Genomic DNA, 13,939 nt, shown 5'->3' with positions numbered 1-13,939 from the left:
TCGGCCTGGCTGGCGACAAACGCACATAAAAAAACGCCCCCGGCCTTTCGACCGGGGGCGTTTTCATTTAGCCGAGCTTAGTTAGCCTTGGCTTTCTTGGCAGCGCGGGTACGCTCGCCTTCGTCGAGGATCTTCTTGCGCAGACGGATCGACTTCGGCGTAACTTCACACAGCTCGTCGTCCTGGATGAACTCCAGAGCCTGTTCCAGGGTGAAACGAACCGGTGGAACCAGAGCGATGGTTTCGTCTTTACCCGAAGCACGCATGTTGTCGAGCTTCTTGCCCTTGGTAGGGTTGACGCCCAGGTCGTTGTCACGGCTGTTCAGACCAACGATCTGACCGTTGTAGATGTCCTGACCGTGCTCGATGAACAGCTTGCCACGTGCCTGCAGGGTTTCCAGGGAGTAGGTCAGTGCCTTGCCGGTCTCAACCGATACCAGTACACCGTTCTGACGGCCGGACATGTGGCCGGACTTCATGGTGTCGTAGCGATCGAAGATCGAGGTCAGGATGCCTGCACCGTTGGTCAGGGTCAGGAACTGGTTACGGAAACCAATCAGACCACGGGCTGGAATGTTGTACTCCAGACGCACACGACCTTTACCATCCGGCGACATGTTGGTCAGGTCGCCTTTACGCAGACCCATCTCTTCCATGACCTTGCCCTGAGCTTCTTCAGGGATGTCGATGGTGACGTTCTCGAACGGCTCCTGCTTGACGCCGTTGACTTCACGGATGATTACTTCAGGACGGCCTACAGCCATCTCGAAGCCTTCACGACGCATGGTTTCGATCAGAACCGACAGGTGCAGCTCACCACGGCCGGAAACCTTGAACTTGTCAGCCGAGTCGCCTTCTTCAACGCGCAGTGCAACGTTGTACAGCAGCTCTTTGTCCAGACGTTCCTTGATGTTACGGCTGGTGACGAACTTGCCTTCCTTACCGCAGAACGGCGAGTCGTTGACCTGGAAGGTCATCGAAACGGTTGGTTCGTCAACGGTCAGTGGCTTCATCGCTTCGACGTTCAGTGGGTCGCACAGGGTGTCGGAGATGAACAGCTCGTCGAAACCGCTGACGCAAACGATATCGCCCGCCAGTGCTTCTTCAACGTCAACGCGGTGCAGACCGTGGTGACCCATCAGCTTCAGGATACGGCCGTTGCGCTTCTTGCCGTCAACGTCGATGGCTACAACCGGGGTGTTCGGCTTGACGCGACCACGGGCGATACGGCCAACGCCGATAACACCGAGGAAGCTGTTGTAGTCCAGGGCAGAGATCTGCATCTGGAACGGGCCGTCACGGTCAACGGAAGGCGCGGGTACGTTGTCGACGATCGACTGGTACAGCGGGGTCATGTCTTCCGCCATGTCGGTGTGGTCCAGACCGGCAATGCCGTTCAGGGCCGAGGCGTAGACGACTTTGAAGTCCAGCTGTTCATCGGTAGCACCGAGGTTGTCGAACAGGTCGAAGATCTGGTCCAGAACCCAATCAGGACGCGCGCCTGGACGGTCAACCTTGTTGATGACCACGATTGGACGCAGGCCGGCTTCGAAGGCCTTCTTGGTCACGAAACGGGTTTGCGGCATAGGGCCGTCTTGAGCGTCAACCAGCAGCAGCACGGAGTCGACCATCGACATTACGCGCTCAACTTCGCCACCGAAGTCGGCGTGGCCGGGGGTATCCACGATGTTGATGTGGTAGCCGTTCCAGTTGATGGCGGTGTTCTTCGCCAGAATGGTAATGCCGCGCTCTTTTTCCTGGTCGTTGGAGTCCATCACGCGCTCGTCGTTGAGCTCGTTGCGCTCCAGAGTGCCGGACTGACGCAGGAGTTTGTCTACCAGGGTGGTTTTACCATGGTCAACGTGGGCGATGATGGCGATGTTACGGAGATTTTCGATCACTTGTGTATCTCGAGCAGAGGATTCGGGTTGCCGCCAGTTTAGGCGGCGAATATGAATGAAAAACGCTCAACGGGCCCGCCGGTCGGGAGGGCGGTGGCGGATGCTGCCGCCATACAGCCCTGGCGTCTTATGCCGGGCGATAAACACGCACATTGGCATGTCCCTCGCTCAATAAGTGGTGGGCATGCAGGCGGCTCATTACGCCCTTGTCGCAATAAAGCAGGTACTGGCGGGTAGCATCCAGTTCCTTGAAACGGCTGTTCAGGGCATAGAACGGCAGCACCTGAACTTCGATACCGTCGAGTACCAGTGGCTGGTCTTCCTGGGCGTCGGGGTGACGGATGTCGATCACCACCTGCCCGGCCAACGCCTGGCTGACTTCTTCAATCTGAATATCCTGGCCCAGCTCATCGATGACATTGTCGATCGAGATCAGGCGGGCACGCTCCAGCGCACGCTCCAGCACCGCCATGTCGAAACTGCGCTCTTCGCTTTCGACGCGGTGACGCTTGGCACAGGTAGTCGGGTTCACCGAAATCACGCCGCAGTATTCTGGCATGTGCTTGGCGAACTCGGCGGTCCCGATCTGGTAGGCCTGATCGATGATGTCCTGCTTGTGGCTGGCCAACAGCGGGCGCAACACCAGTTTCTCGGTCGCCGAATCGATCACTGCCAGGTTCGGCAGGGTCTGGCTGGAGACCTGGGAAATCGCCTCACCGGTCACCAGTGCGTCGATTTCCAGGCGATCGGCAATGCGGGTTGCAGCACGCAACATCATACGCTTGAGGGTAACGCCCATATAGCTGTTACCGACCTTGCCGAGAATTTCGCCGACCACTTCTTCGAACGGCACGCTGACAAACAGCACACGCTGGCTGCTGCCGTACTTTTTCCAGAGAAAGTGCGCGACTTCCATTACGCCAAGCTCGTGAGCACGGCCACCGAGGTTGAAGAAACAGAAATGGGTCATCAGGCCGCGACGCATCATCTGATAGGCCGCCACGGTAGAGTCGAAACCACCCGACATCAGCACCAGGGTCTGTTCCAGCGCGCCCAGCGGGTAGCCGCCGATGCCCGGGTGCTGGCTGTGCACCACGAACAGGCGCTCATCACGCAGCTCAAGACGCACCACCACTTCAGGGTTGCGCAGATCGATCCCGGCGGCGCCGCACTGCTGGCGCAGTTGGCTGCCAACATAACGATCGACATCCATGGAGGTGAAGCTGTGCTTGCCGGCACGCTTGCAGCGAACCGAAAAATGCTTGCCGGCCAGCTGCGCACCATAATGAAGCTTGCACTTGGCGACGATATCGTCGAAATCGACCAGCGGGTATTCGTCGACCTGAAGGAAATGCGCAATGCCCGGCGTGCAGGACAGACGCTCGATCATCTCGCGCTGCACTTTTTCATCGTCCAGGCGAGTGATGATCTCGAGATTATCCCAGACACCCTTGACCACGAGCTCTGGATCGAGGTCCTTGAGCACGACACGAATGTTGCGGCAGAGCTGGCGAATGAAGCGCTTGCGCACCGGGCCGCTCTTGATGGTGATCTCTGGGAAAATCTTGACGATTAGTTTCATGAAAAACTGCGTGCAATGTGCCAAGCGAAAAAGGGGGGCGCGGATTATAGCGGAAATTGCTCAAGGTTTGACCAACTATTGTACGGACGGCATCTAACGCACCAAAACAGGTCATCTTGATTAAAAATCGCATCATAAGAGTGCGAAAAAAATCCGCTTTTTCAGTATTTACGGCGCAAACGCCTATGTTTGGGGCAAAAAACCCAAGTCGGGGCACTGGCATGCAATTTGCTCCCTTGTGAGGCAGGTTGCCTTGGCGGACTATTCGCGCCCGGCATCACCCAAATTCAAGGGCTGCACAGGCAAGCTCTACCCCACCCGGAGGACACTATGTCGAAGTCGGTTCAACTCATCAAAGATCATGACGTTAAATGGATTGATCTGCGCTTCACTGACACCAAAGGCACTCAGCACCACGTGACCATGCCAGCCCGTGATGCGCTGGATGAAGACTTCTTTGAAGCCGGCAAGATGTTCGACGGCTCCTCCATCGCTGGATGGAAAGGCATCGAAGCGTCCGACATGATCCTGATGCCGGTCGACGATACTGCCGTGCTCGATCCGTTCACCGAAGAGCCAACGCTGATCATCGTTTGCGACATCATCGAACCTTCGACCATGCAAGGCTACGACCGCGACCCACGCGCCATCGCCAAGCGTGCCGAGGAGTACCTGAAGTCCACCGCTATCGGTGACACCGTACTGGTCGGCCCGGAGCCAGAGTTCTTCATCTTCGACGAAGTGAAATTCAAGTCCGACATCTCGGGCTCGATGTTCAAGATCTTCTCCGAACAAGGTTCGTGGATGTCCGACCAGGACGTCGAAGGCGGCAACAAAGGTCACCGCCCAGGCGTCAAAGGCGGTTACTTCCCAGTTCCTCCGTTCGACCATGACCACGAAATCCGTACTGCCATGTGTAATGCCATGGAAGAAATGGGCCTGGTCATCGAAGTTCACCACCACGAAGTGGCAACTGCCGGCCAGAACGAAATCGGCGTGCGTTTCAACACCCTGGTGAAGAAAGCCGACGAAGTTCAGACCCTGAAGTACTGCGTACACAACGTTGCCGACGCTTACGGCCGTACCGCTACCTTCATGCCGAAGCCACTGTACGGTGACAACGGTTCGGGCATGCACGTTCACATGTCCATCTCCAAAGAAGGCAAGAACACCTTCTCCGGCGAAGGCTATGCCGGCCTGTCCGACACCGCCCTGTACTTCATCGGCGGTATCATCAAGCACGGTAAGGCACTGAACGGCTTCACCAACCCTTCGACCAACTCCTACAAGCGTCTGGTCCCAGGCTTCGAAGCCCCAGTAATGCTGGCCTACTCGGCGCGCAACCGCTCTGCCTCGATCCGTATTCCATACGTTTCCAGCCCGAAAGCCCGTCGTATCGAAGCGCGCTTCCCGGACCCGGCTGCCAACCCATACCTGTGCTTCGCAGCGCTGCTGATGGCAGGTCTGGACGGTATCCAGAACAAGATCCACCCAGGCGATGCCGCCGACAAGAACCTGTACGACCTGCCGCCTGAAGAGGCCAAGGAAATCCCACAGGTTTGTGGCAGCCTGAAAGAAGCCCTGGAAGAGCTGGACAAGGGCCGTGCGTTCCTGACCAAAGGCGGCGTTTTCAGCGACGACTTCATCGACGCCTACATCGCCCTGAAAAGCGAAGAAGAAATCAAGGTTCGCACCTTCGTACACCCACTGGAATACGAGCTGTACTACAGCTGCTAATCCCGTGACGCTCGCGCAAGCGGCGTAAGAAAGGCCTCCCTCGGGAGGCCTTTCTTGTTTCTGACGTGTCACCTACGCAAAGCCCAGACGCCTGGCACTGAGCCCTGCGGGAAGTTGGCTTGCCAACGATGCAGGCACCACGTACTCACCGACACACCCGTCGACGCCAACGCAGGCAAGCCTGCATCCCACAGAAAACGCAGCCTGAAGCGCCCTCGGAAGCCTCTTTCCGGGCAACGCCTTTAATGCAGAACCGATCCCGGCTCAATGCTCTATATTGGTGCGATGGGCCACCTGCATCCGCTGTTCACAGCCCATTTTGGTTCAAGAAAATCGCAAGCCTAGGGCTTTGTAGTCCTTTTTTGGGCATATACAGGTCTTTTTCAGGCGAATCCGCTTCTTTTCGGAGCCTTGGTTTGTTTTTTGCATTTTCTTCGTATCAGCGGATTACCAGTGCGCGCGACCCTGGCTTCAGCCACGGTTGTCATGTACCAAAAGAGGTCAACGACGCCCCATGACCATCAGCGATGCTCTGCACCGACTGCTACTGGACAACCTGACCACTGCCACCATTCTGCTCAATGCCGAACTGCGTCTTGAGTACATGAATCCGGCGGCGGAGATGCTGCTCGCCATCAGTGGTCAGCGCAGCCATGGCCAGTTCATCAGCGAGCTGTTCACGGAATCGACCGAAGCGCTGAACTCCTTGCGCCAGGCCGTGGAACACGCTCACCCGTTCACCAAGCGCGAAGCCCAGCTCACCTCCTTGGCTGGCCAGACCCTGACCGTCGACTACGCGGTAACGCCCATCCTGAGCAACGGAAAGACCCTGCTGTTGCTTGAAGTCCATCCGCGGGACCGCTTGCTGCGGATCACCAAGGAGGAGGCTCAGCTCTCCAAACAAGAGACCACCAAGATGCTGGTCCGTGGCCTGGCCCACGAGATCAAGAACCCGCTTGGCGGTATTCGCGGCGCGGCACAGTTGTTGGCTCGCGAGTTACCCGAAGAAAGCCTGAAGGACTACACCAACGTCATCATTGAAGAGGCAGATCGCCTGCGCAACCTGGTTGATCGCATGCTGGGCTCGAACAAGCTGCCGTCACTGGCCATGACCAACATCCATGAAGTGCTGGAGCGGGTCTGTAGCCTGGTCGAAGCAGAAAGCCAAGGCTGCATCACCTTGGTGCGGGACTATGACCCAAGCCTGCCGGACGTCCTGATCGATCGCGAGCAGATGATCCAGGCCGTGCTCAACATCGTTCGCAACGCCATGCAGGCCATCAGCGCCCAGAACGAACTGCGCCTGGGCCGTATCAGCCTGCGTACCCGAGCCATGCGCCAGTTCACCATTGGCCATACACGCCATCGCCTGGTGGCCAAGGTCGAAATCATCGACAACGGCCCGGGCATTCCCGCCGAACTGCAGGAAACCATCTTTTATCCAATGGTCAGCGGCCGTCCCGACGGAACCGGGCTGGGCCTGGCCATTACCCAGAACATCATCAGCCAGCACCAAGGGCTGATCGAGTGTGACAGCCACCCTGGTCACACCAACTTTTCGATCTTCCTGCCGCTGGAACAAGGAGCCATGTCCTCATGAGCCGTAGTGAAACTGTCTGGATCGTCGATGACGATCGCTCCATCCGCTGGGTTCTGGAGAAAGCCTTGCAGCAGGAAGGCATGACCACCCAGAGCTTCGACAGCGCTGATGGCGTCATGGGTCGTTTGTCCCGGCAGCAGCCGGATGTAATCATCTCTGATATCCGCATGCCTGGGGCCAGCGGCCTGGACCTGCTCGCGCAGATTCGCGAGCAGTACCCTCGCCTGCCGGTCATCATCATGACCGCCCACTCGGACCTCGACAGCGCCGTTGCGTCTTATCAGGGCGGGGCCTTCGAGTACTTGCCTAAGCCTTTCGACGTTGACGAAGCCGTATCACTGGTCAAACGTGCCAACCAGCATGCCCAGGAGCAACAGGGCATGGATGTGGCACCCAGCCTGACCCGCACCCCGGAAATCATCGGCGAAGCACCGGCGATGCAGGAGGTGTTCCGTGCCATTGGTCGCCTGAGCCACTCCAACATTACCGTGCTGATCAACGGCGAGTCGGGTACCGGCAAAGAGCTGGTCGCCCACGCCCTTCACCGCCACAGCCCAAGGGCAGCATCGCCGTTTATTGCACTGAACATGGCGGCAATCCCCAAGGACCTGATGGAGTCAGAGCTGTTCGGCCACGAAAAAGGCGCCTTTACCGGCGCGGCCAACCTGCGGCGCGGGCGCTTTGAGCAGGCGGACGGCGGCACCCTGTTCCTCGATGAAATTGGCGACATGCCGGCCGACACCCAGACGCGCCTGCTGCGCGTGCTGGCTGACGGCGAGTTTTATCGGGTCGGCGGCCACGTGCCGGTCAAAGTCGATGTACGAATCATTGCTGCGACCCATCAGAACCTGGAAACGCTGGTTCAGGCAGGCAAGTTCAGGGAAGACCTGTTCCACCGCCTGAACGTGATCCGCATTCACATCCCGCGCTTGTCGGATCGTCGCGAAGACATCCCGACCCTGGCCCGGCACTTCCTCAGCCGTGCCGCGCAGGAACTGGCCGTCGAGCCCAAGCTGCTCAAGCCTGAAACCGAAGAGTTCATTCGCAACCTGCCATGGCCGGGCAATGTTCGCCAGCTGGAGAACACCTGCCGCTGGATCACCGTCATGGCTTCAGGCCGGGAAGTGCACATTGGCGACCTGCCGCCCGAACTGCTGAACCTGCCGCAGGACGCCGCGCCCGTCACCAACTGGGAGCAGGCCTTGCGGCAGTGGGCAGACCTGGCCCTGGCGCGTGGGCAGTCGAACCTGCTCGACAGTGCCGTGCCTAGTTTTGAGCGGATCATGATCGAAACCGCCCTCAAACACACTGCAGGGCGCCGCCGGGATGCCGCCGTGCTGCTGGGCTGGGGGCGCAACACCCTGACCCGGAAGATCAAGGAGCTGGGAATGAACGTAGCGGGCGGCGAAGAGGACGAGGCTGACGACGCCTGACGCCCCATTACTGCAGGAGCACGCCTTGGCGCCCGTTTCACATGACGCGGCGCCGGCTCCTGCAGCCCCCCGATGTAGAAGCTGCCCTCTCCTGCTGAACGCGCCACCCTGCACCAAACCCGCTCGCGATGCACCGCGACAAGGCAAAAATCCCCGTCCTAGAGCCTTCTTCTTCCGGTAAAACGGCTGTAATCAGCCATTTTCAGCCCTGCAACAAAACTGGCACACACAGTGCATAACATAGGTATCACCCGTTTTGGGGACCTTGGTACAGGCAGGCCGGGGAATCCCCTCTTTTATTCGCGCAACAATACCTGCAAGCGCCAACGCCCGTCCTGCTCTGCACCGGCCCAATCGCCGTGCAGAGGACGGGCCGCTACCAGGTTCACCAGCAAGCCCTTATCGGTCTTCTGCACCCGCCAACTCACGGGCTTGCCCTCAAGTTGCAACTGACCACGCTGAGGCCGCCCATCAGCTTCGAACAGCAGCGCAACAGCGCCCTCGACCTCTTCGCCATGCAGCTTGGGTTCTTCGTTGAACCACAGGTTCAGCCCTCCTTCGATGACCTCGACCTGCTCCAACTCCCGCGGCTCGGGCGCCGTCAAGCGACCGATCATCAGCCCGACCAACATGCCGAAGATTGCCAGCGAAAACATCACTCGCGGCCAGAGTTGCGAACGTGGGTCCGGTTCAGGAGTAGAATGCCCTTCGTCTTTTTGCCCGGAGCCGTGCATGTTTCACGTCATCCTCTTTCAACCAGAGATTCCGCCGAATACCGGCAACATTATCAGGCTGTGCGCCAACAGCGGCTGCCACCTGCACCTGATCGAGCCTATCGGCTTTGAGTTGGACGACAAGCGCTTGCGCCGAGCGGGCCTCGACTATCACGAGTACGCCACACTCAAGCGTCATGCCGACCTGCCAAGCTGCCTGGAAAGCCTGGGACAGCCGCGTCTGTTCGCGTTCACCACCAAGGCCTCGCGGCCCTTCCATGATGCCAGCTTCCAGCCCGGCGATGCGTTTTTGTTCGGTCCGGAAAGCCGTGGCCTGCCAGCCGAAGTGCTCGACGCGCTGAGCAGCGAGCAACGCCTGCGCCTGCCGATGCGCGAAGGCTGCCGCAGCCTGAACCTGTCCAATACCGTCGCGGTGGCCGTCTACGAGGCCTGGCGCCAGCAAGGCTTTGCCTGAACCAAGAAAAAAGCGCCCCGTAGGGCGCTTTCAGGTGACAGCAGTCGCTTATTGCAGCGACGGCGCCTCACCGGCTTCCTGCATACGCGCCATTTCCTGGGCGTACAGGGCATCGAAGTTCACTGGCGACAGCATCAGTGCCGGGAACGAGCCACGGGTCACCAGGCTGTCCAGCGCTTCACGCGCATAAGGGAACAGGATGTTCGGGCAGAATGCGCCCAAGGTGTGGCTCATCGAAGCGGCATCGAGGTTCTTGATCAGGAAGATACCGGCCTGCTGCACTTCAGCGATGAAGGCTACTTCTTCACCGTTCTTGACCGTGACCGACAGGGTCAGCACGACCTCGTGGAAATCGCCTTCCAGACCTTTTTGCTTGGTGTTCAGGTCCAGTGCGACGCTCGGCTCCCATTGCTGACGGAAGATCGCCGGGCTTTTCGGCGCTTCGAACGACAGGTCGCGCACATAGATGCGCTGCATGGAAAACTGCGGTGCGTTCTCATCCAGCGCTTCTGCGCCGTTGTTCTGTTGATCAGTCATGACAGATCCTTCTTTCCAGGGTCTTGTAGGGGTTCTGAATCAAGCCTTGAGCAAAGCGTCCAGCTTGCCCGCTCGCTCAAGGGCATACAGGTCGTCGCAGCCACCCACATGGGTAGCGCCGATCCAGATTTGCGGCACCGATGTACGCCCGGCCTTCTGGCTCATTTCAGCGCGCAGCTGCGGCTTGCCATCGACCTTGATCTCGTCGAAGGCTACACCTTTGCTCTGGAGCAGGTGCTTGGCGCGCGAGCAGTAAGGGCAGTAATCGCTGGAGTAGACGATGACATCAGGCATGGATCACTTCACCAATGGCAGGTTATCGGCGCGCCAGCTGGACACACCGCCAGACAGCTTGGCAGCGGTAAAGCCGGCCTTGAGCAGCTCACGGCAGGTAGTACCGGAATGCTGGCCCATGTTGTCGACCACGATCAAGGTCTTGGCCTTGTGTTTTTCCAGCTCGCCAATGCGTGCAGCCAGCTTGTCCTGAGGAATGTTCAGGGCGCCGACGATATGACCGGCAGCGAAGTCCTTGCTGGTGCGAATGTCGATGACCAGGCCCTTCTCGCTGTTGACCAGAGCGGTCAGTTCGCCGCTGCTGAGGCTGCGACCGCCGCGACGGGCCTCGGTGAGAATCAGCAGTACCAGCAGCACCGCGAACAGTGCGACGAGCAAATAGTGGTTAGTGGCGAATTCAATCAGGTGAGCAACCATCAGAGGGTTCCGGGCCATTAAAAATGTTGGCCAGTATACACAGCCGCCAAGGTCGGCCAAAGCCCGCCCGACGACCCCGCCTGCAGTAATTCCGCTTAATGTGTTGCAGCTTGTCGGCTTATTCCGTTAACCACACAAAGGGAATTCGTCATCCGGGACCAAGATGCCCTAAAATGCGTTTCTTTTTCATCTGAACAAGCGCGAGTGGGATTCATGACGAGCACGCCAAAACCCCTGGTCCTGATCATCCTGGATGGTTTCGGTCACAGCGAAAGCCACGAGTACAACGCCATCTACTCGGCCAACACCCCGGTTTATGATCGCCTGCGTGCTACACAGCCGCATGGCCTGATCTCCGGCTCCGGCATGGACGTGGGCCTGCCGGACGGCCAGATGGGCAACTCCGAGGTTGGCCACATGAACCTGGGTGCCGGGCGTGTGGTGTACCAGGACTTCACCCGTGTCACCAAGGCGATCAAGGACGGCGAGTTCTTCCAGAACCCCGTGCTGTGTGGCGCCGTGGACAAGGCGGTCGGTGCTGGCAAGGCCGTGCATATCCTTGGCCTGCTCTCCGATGGTGGCGTACATAGCCACCAGGACCACCTGATCGCCATGGCAGAGCTGGCCGCCCAGCGCGGCGCAGAGAAAATCTACCTGCACGCCTTCCTCGATGGCCGCGACACGCCACCAAAGAGTGCGCAATCGTCCATCGAGCTGCTCGACGCCACCTTTGCCCGCTTGGGCAAGGGCCGTATTGCCAGCCTGATCGGTCGTTACTACGCGATGGATCGTGACAACCGCTGGGACCGCGTCGCCGCGGCCTACAACCTGATCGTCGACAGTGTCGCCGAGTTCAGCGCCGACAGCGCACAGGCTGGCCTGGAAGCAGCCTATGCCCGCGACGAGAGCGATGAGTTCGTCAAAGCCACGCGCATTGGTGATGCCGTCAAGGTTGAAGACGGCGATGCCGTGATCTTCATGAACTTCCGTGCCGACCGTGCCCGCGAGCTGTCGCGGGTCTTCGTCGAGACCGAGTTCAATGAATTCCCTCGCGCACGCCTGCCGAAGCTGGCGGCCTACATCGGCCTGACCCAGTACTCGGCAAAGATCCCGGCTCCGGCCGCCTTCGCCCCAGGAAGCCTGGACAATGTGCTCGGGGAATACCTGGCCAAGCAGGGCAAGACCCAACTGCGTATCGCCGAAACCGAGAAATATGCCCACGTCACCTTCTTCTTCTCCGGTGGCCGTGAAGAGCCGTTCCCCGGTGAAGAGCGCATCCTGATCCCATCCCCCAAGGTCGCCACCTACGACCTGCAACCGGAAATGAGCGCCCCCGAGGTGACCGACAAAATCGTCGAAGCCATCGAGCAGCAGCGTTATGACGTGATCGTGGTCAATTACGCCAATGGCGACATGGTTGGCCATAGCGGTGTGTTCGAGGCTGCGGTCAAGGCCGTGGAGTGCCTGGATACCTGCGTCGGCCGGCTGGTCGAAGCGCTGGAGAAGGTCGGCGGCGAAGCGCTGATCACTGCCGACCATGGCAACGTCGAACAGATGGAAGACGAATGCACGGGTCAGGCGCACACCGCGCACACCACCGAACCGGTCCCGTTCATCTACGTCGGTAAACGCCCGTTCACCGTTCGTGACGGCGGCGTACTGGCAGATGTCGCCCCCACCATGCTGAAACTGATGGGCCTGGAACAACCCCGGGAAATGACCGGGACCTCGATCCTGATCGACGCCTGACCTGCGTAAACCCGCCATAACGGTCGGTTTTCCGGACAAACGCCTCAAGGCAGTTGCCTTGAGGCGTTTTTTTTGCGGCGCGTGCCGGGCATACTAGGCCGGTCTCCCTCTTGGTATCGCCCTTCAGATGCTTCGCGCCCTGATCCTTCTAGCCCTGACCTGCCTGTTCAGCCCGGCATTCGCCGATGAACGCGCACAAACCCAGCAGCAACTGGACGCTACGCGTCAGGATATTGCCGAGCTGAAAAAGCTCCTTGGCCAGTTGCAGCAGGAAAAATCCGGCGTGCAGAAAGACCTGCGCTCGACCGAAACCGACATCGGCAAGCTGGAAAAACAGGTGGAGGCATTGCAGAAGGAACTAAAAAAGACCGAGGGCGAGCTGGAGCGCCTGAACAGTGAGAAAAAAAAACTCCAGAGCGCCCGCATTGAACAGCAACGCCTGATCGCGATCCAGGCGCGTTCTGCTTACCAGAATGGCCGTGAGGAATACCTCAAACTGCTGCTCAACCAGCAGAACCCGGAAAAATTCGCCCGCACCCTGACCTACTATGACTACTTGAGTCAGGCGCGCTTGAGCCAGTTGCGCAGCTTCAATGAAACCCTGCGCCAGCTTGCCAATGTGGAAAACGACATTGCTCTGCAGCAGGCCCAGTTGCTGGCCCAGCAAGGCAGCCTCGACAGTCAGCGCCAGGAGCTGGAAAAGGTCCGTGAGGAACGCCAGCAGGTACTGGCCAAGCTCGACACCGACGTAAAAGCCCGTGACCAGAAGCTACAGGCGCGCGAGCAAGAGCAGGCTGACCTGAGCCGCGTCCTCAAGACCATCGAGGAAACCCTGGCCCGTCAGGCGCGCGAGGCCGAAGAAGCACGCCAGCGTGCATTGCTTGCCCAACAGGAAGCCGAGAAACAGCGCCAGCGCGAAGCCCTTGCGGCCCGTGAAAACGATGCGCCGAAGAAGCCTCAGACAACCCCTGGCCCGCTGGTCTCCAGTGATGGAGCCGCATTTGGCGGGGCATTTTCCGCAGCCCGTGGCAAACTGCCATGGCCGGTCAATGGCCGGTTGCTTGCACGCTTTGGTGAAACCCGTGGCGATGACTCGCGGGCCAAGTGGGACGGCGTGATGATCAGCGCCTCTGCGGGCAGCCAGGTGCATGCCGTACACGGGGGCCGCGTGGTCTTCGCCGACTGGTTGCGCGGTGCCGGACTTCTGGTCATCCTCGACCATGGCAACGGTTACTTGAGCCTTTATGGCCATAACCAGACCCTGCTCAAGGATGCCGGCGACATCGTCAAAGCCGGTGAGGCCATCTCCACCGTCGGCAACAGCGGTGGCCAAAATACTTCGGCGTTGTATTTCGCCATTCGCCAGCAGGGTCGCCCGAGCGATCCGGCGCAATGGTGCAGGTCCCAGGGATAGGCATTACCTTATTGTTCACGGCCTGACCGCTATCTGTCATGCCGATGCCCCGAACGGGGCGAAACCCGGATCAGGAGTTCGTTCGAC

The 13,939-nt window shown here is 59.3% G+C and carries 12 protein-coding genes; 6 read left to right on the top strand and 6 right to left on the bottom strand.

Annotation, left to right across the window (positions count from 1 at the left end):
• Positions 1 to 77: 77 nt before the first annotated feature.
• Positions 78 to 1,901, bottom strand: a complete 1,824-nt coding sequence (typA, locus tag UIA24_RS04075) for a translational GTPase TypA (RefSeq protein ID WP_099773353.1) — start codon at positions 1,899 to 1,901, stop codon at positions 78 to 80.
• Positions 1,902 to 2,028: 127 nt separating this feature from the next.
• Complete coding sequence (gene thiI / locus UIA24_RS04070; protein ID WP_102052678.1) at positions 2,029 to 3,483, bottom strand: tRNA uracil 4-sulfurtransferase ThiI; 1,455 nt, start codon at positions 3,481 to 3,483, stop codon at positions 2,029 to 2,031.
• 330 nt (positions 3,484 to 3,813) lie between these two features.
• Between thiI and glnA the strand changes: the two genes are divergently transcribed.
• The 3 genes from glnA to ntrC all read left to right on the top strand — a co-directional run bounded on the left by glnA (position 3,814) and on the right by ntrC (position 8,253).
• Complete coding sequence (gene glnA / locus UIA24_RS04065; protein WP_065761549.1) at positions 3,814 to 5,220, top strand: glutamate--ammonia ligase; 1,407 nt, start codon at positions 3,814 to 3,816, stop codon at positions 5,218 to 5,220.
• Between the two features lie 514 nt (positions 5,221 to 5,734).
• Positions 5,735 to 6,820, top strand: coding sequence for a nitrogen regulation protein NR(II) (gene glnL / locus UIA24_RS04060; RefSeq protein WP_330522245.1), 1,086 nt, complete (start codon positions 5,735 to 5,737; stop codon positions 6,818 to 6,820).
• The gene (gene ntrC / locus UIA24_RS04055) at positions 6,817 to 8,253 is read left to right on the top strand and encodes a nitrogen regulation protein NR(I) (protein WP_099773352.1); all 1,437 of its coding nucleotides are present in this window, start codon (positions 6,817 to 6,819) and stop codon (positions 8,251 to 8,253) included. Before glnL ends, ntrC begins: the two co-directional genes overlap by 4 nt.
• A gap of 296 nt (positions 8,254 to 8,549) precedes the next feature.
• Here ntrC and UIA24_RS04050 read toward each other — a convergent pair whose 3' ends face one another.
• Complete coding sequence (locus UIA24_RS04050; protein ID WP_099773351.1) at positions 8,550 to 8,987, bottom strand: hypothetical protein; 438 nt, start codon at positions 8,985 to 8,987, stop codon at positions 8,550 to 8,552.
• On the opposite strand from UIA24_RS04050, the gene trmL reads away from it, so the two are divergent.
• Positions 8,986 to 9,441, top strand: coding sequence for a tRNA (uridine(34)/cytosine(34)/5-carboxymethylaminomethyluridine(34)-2'-O)-methyltransferase TrmL (trmL, locus tag UIA24_RS04045; protein WP_065761545.1), 456 nt, complete (start codon positions 8,986 to 8,988; stop codon positions 9,439 to 9,441). The two genes, UIA24_RS04050 and trmL, sit on opposite strands and share 2 nt — an antisense overlap.
• A 48-nt stretch (positions 9,442 to 9,489) precedes the next feature.
• Here the strand turns inward: trmL and secB are convergent, their stop codons facing one another.
• Genes secB through UIA24_RS04030 form a run of 3 tightly spaced genes read right to left on the bottom strand, consistent with a single transcriptional unit; the run spans position 9,490 to position 10,689 of the window.
• Positions 9,490 to 9,978 (bottom strand): protein-export chaperone SecB, encoded by a 489-nt coding sequence (secB, locus tag UIA24_RS04040; RefSeq protein WP_065761544.1) that lies wholly within the window; start codon positions 9,976 to 9,978, stop codon positions 9,490 to 9,492.
• A 39-nt stretch (positions 9,979 to 10,017) separates the two neighbouring features.
• Positions 10,018 to 10,272 (bottom strand): glutaredoxin 3, encoded by a 255-nt coding sequence (gene grxC, locus UIA24_RS04035; protein WP_065761543.1) that lies wholly within the window; start codon positions 10,270 to 10,272, stop codon positions 10,018 to 10,020.
• A 3-nt stretch (positions 10,273 to 10,275) separates the two neighbouring features.
• Positions 10,276 to 10,689, bottom strand: coding sequence for a rhodanese-like domain-containing protein (locus tag UIA24_RS04030; protein ID WP_065761542.1), 414 nt, complete (start codon positions 10,687 to 10,689; stop codon positions 10,276 to 10,278).
• A 213-nt stretch (positions 10,690 to 10,902) separates the two neighbouring features.
• Between UIA24_RS04030 and gpmI the strand changes: the two genes are divergently transcribed.
• On the top strand, positions 10,903 to 12,438 hold the full coding sequence (gene gpmI / locus UIA24_RS04025) for a 2,3-bisphosphoglycerate-independent phosphoglycerate mutase (RefSeq protein ID WP_330522244.1): 1,536 nt from the start codon (positions 10,903 to 10,905) through the stop codon (positions 12,436 to 12,438).
• A gap of 127 nt (positions 12,439 to 12,565) precedes the next feature.
• The gene (locus tag UIA24_RS04020; RefSeq protein WP_330522243.1) at positions 12,566 to 13,852 is read left to right on the top strand and encodes a murein hydrolase activator EnvC family protein; all 1,287 of its coding nucleotides are present in this window, start codon (positions 12,566 to 12,568) and stop codon (positions 13,850 to 13,852) included.
• Positions 13,853 to 13,939: the final 87 nt, after the last annotated feature.

The sequence above is a fragment of the Pseudomonas sp. AL 58 genome (assembly GCF_036348395.1).
GTDB lineage: Bacteria > Pseudomonadota > Gammaproteobacteria > Pseudomonadales > Pseudomonadaceae > Aquipseudomonas > Aquipseudomonas defluvii.
This window is presented reverse-complemented; position numbering and strand designations above follow the sequence as displayed.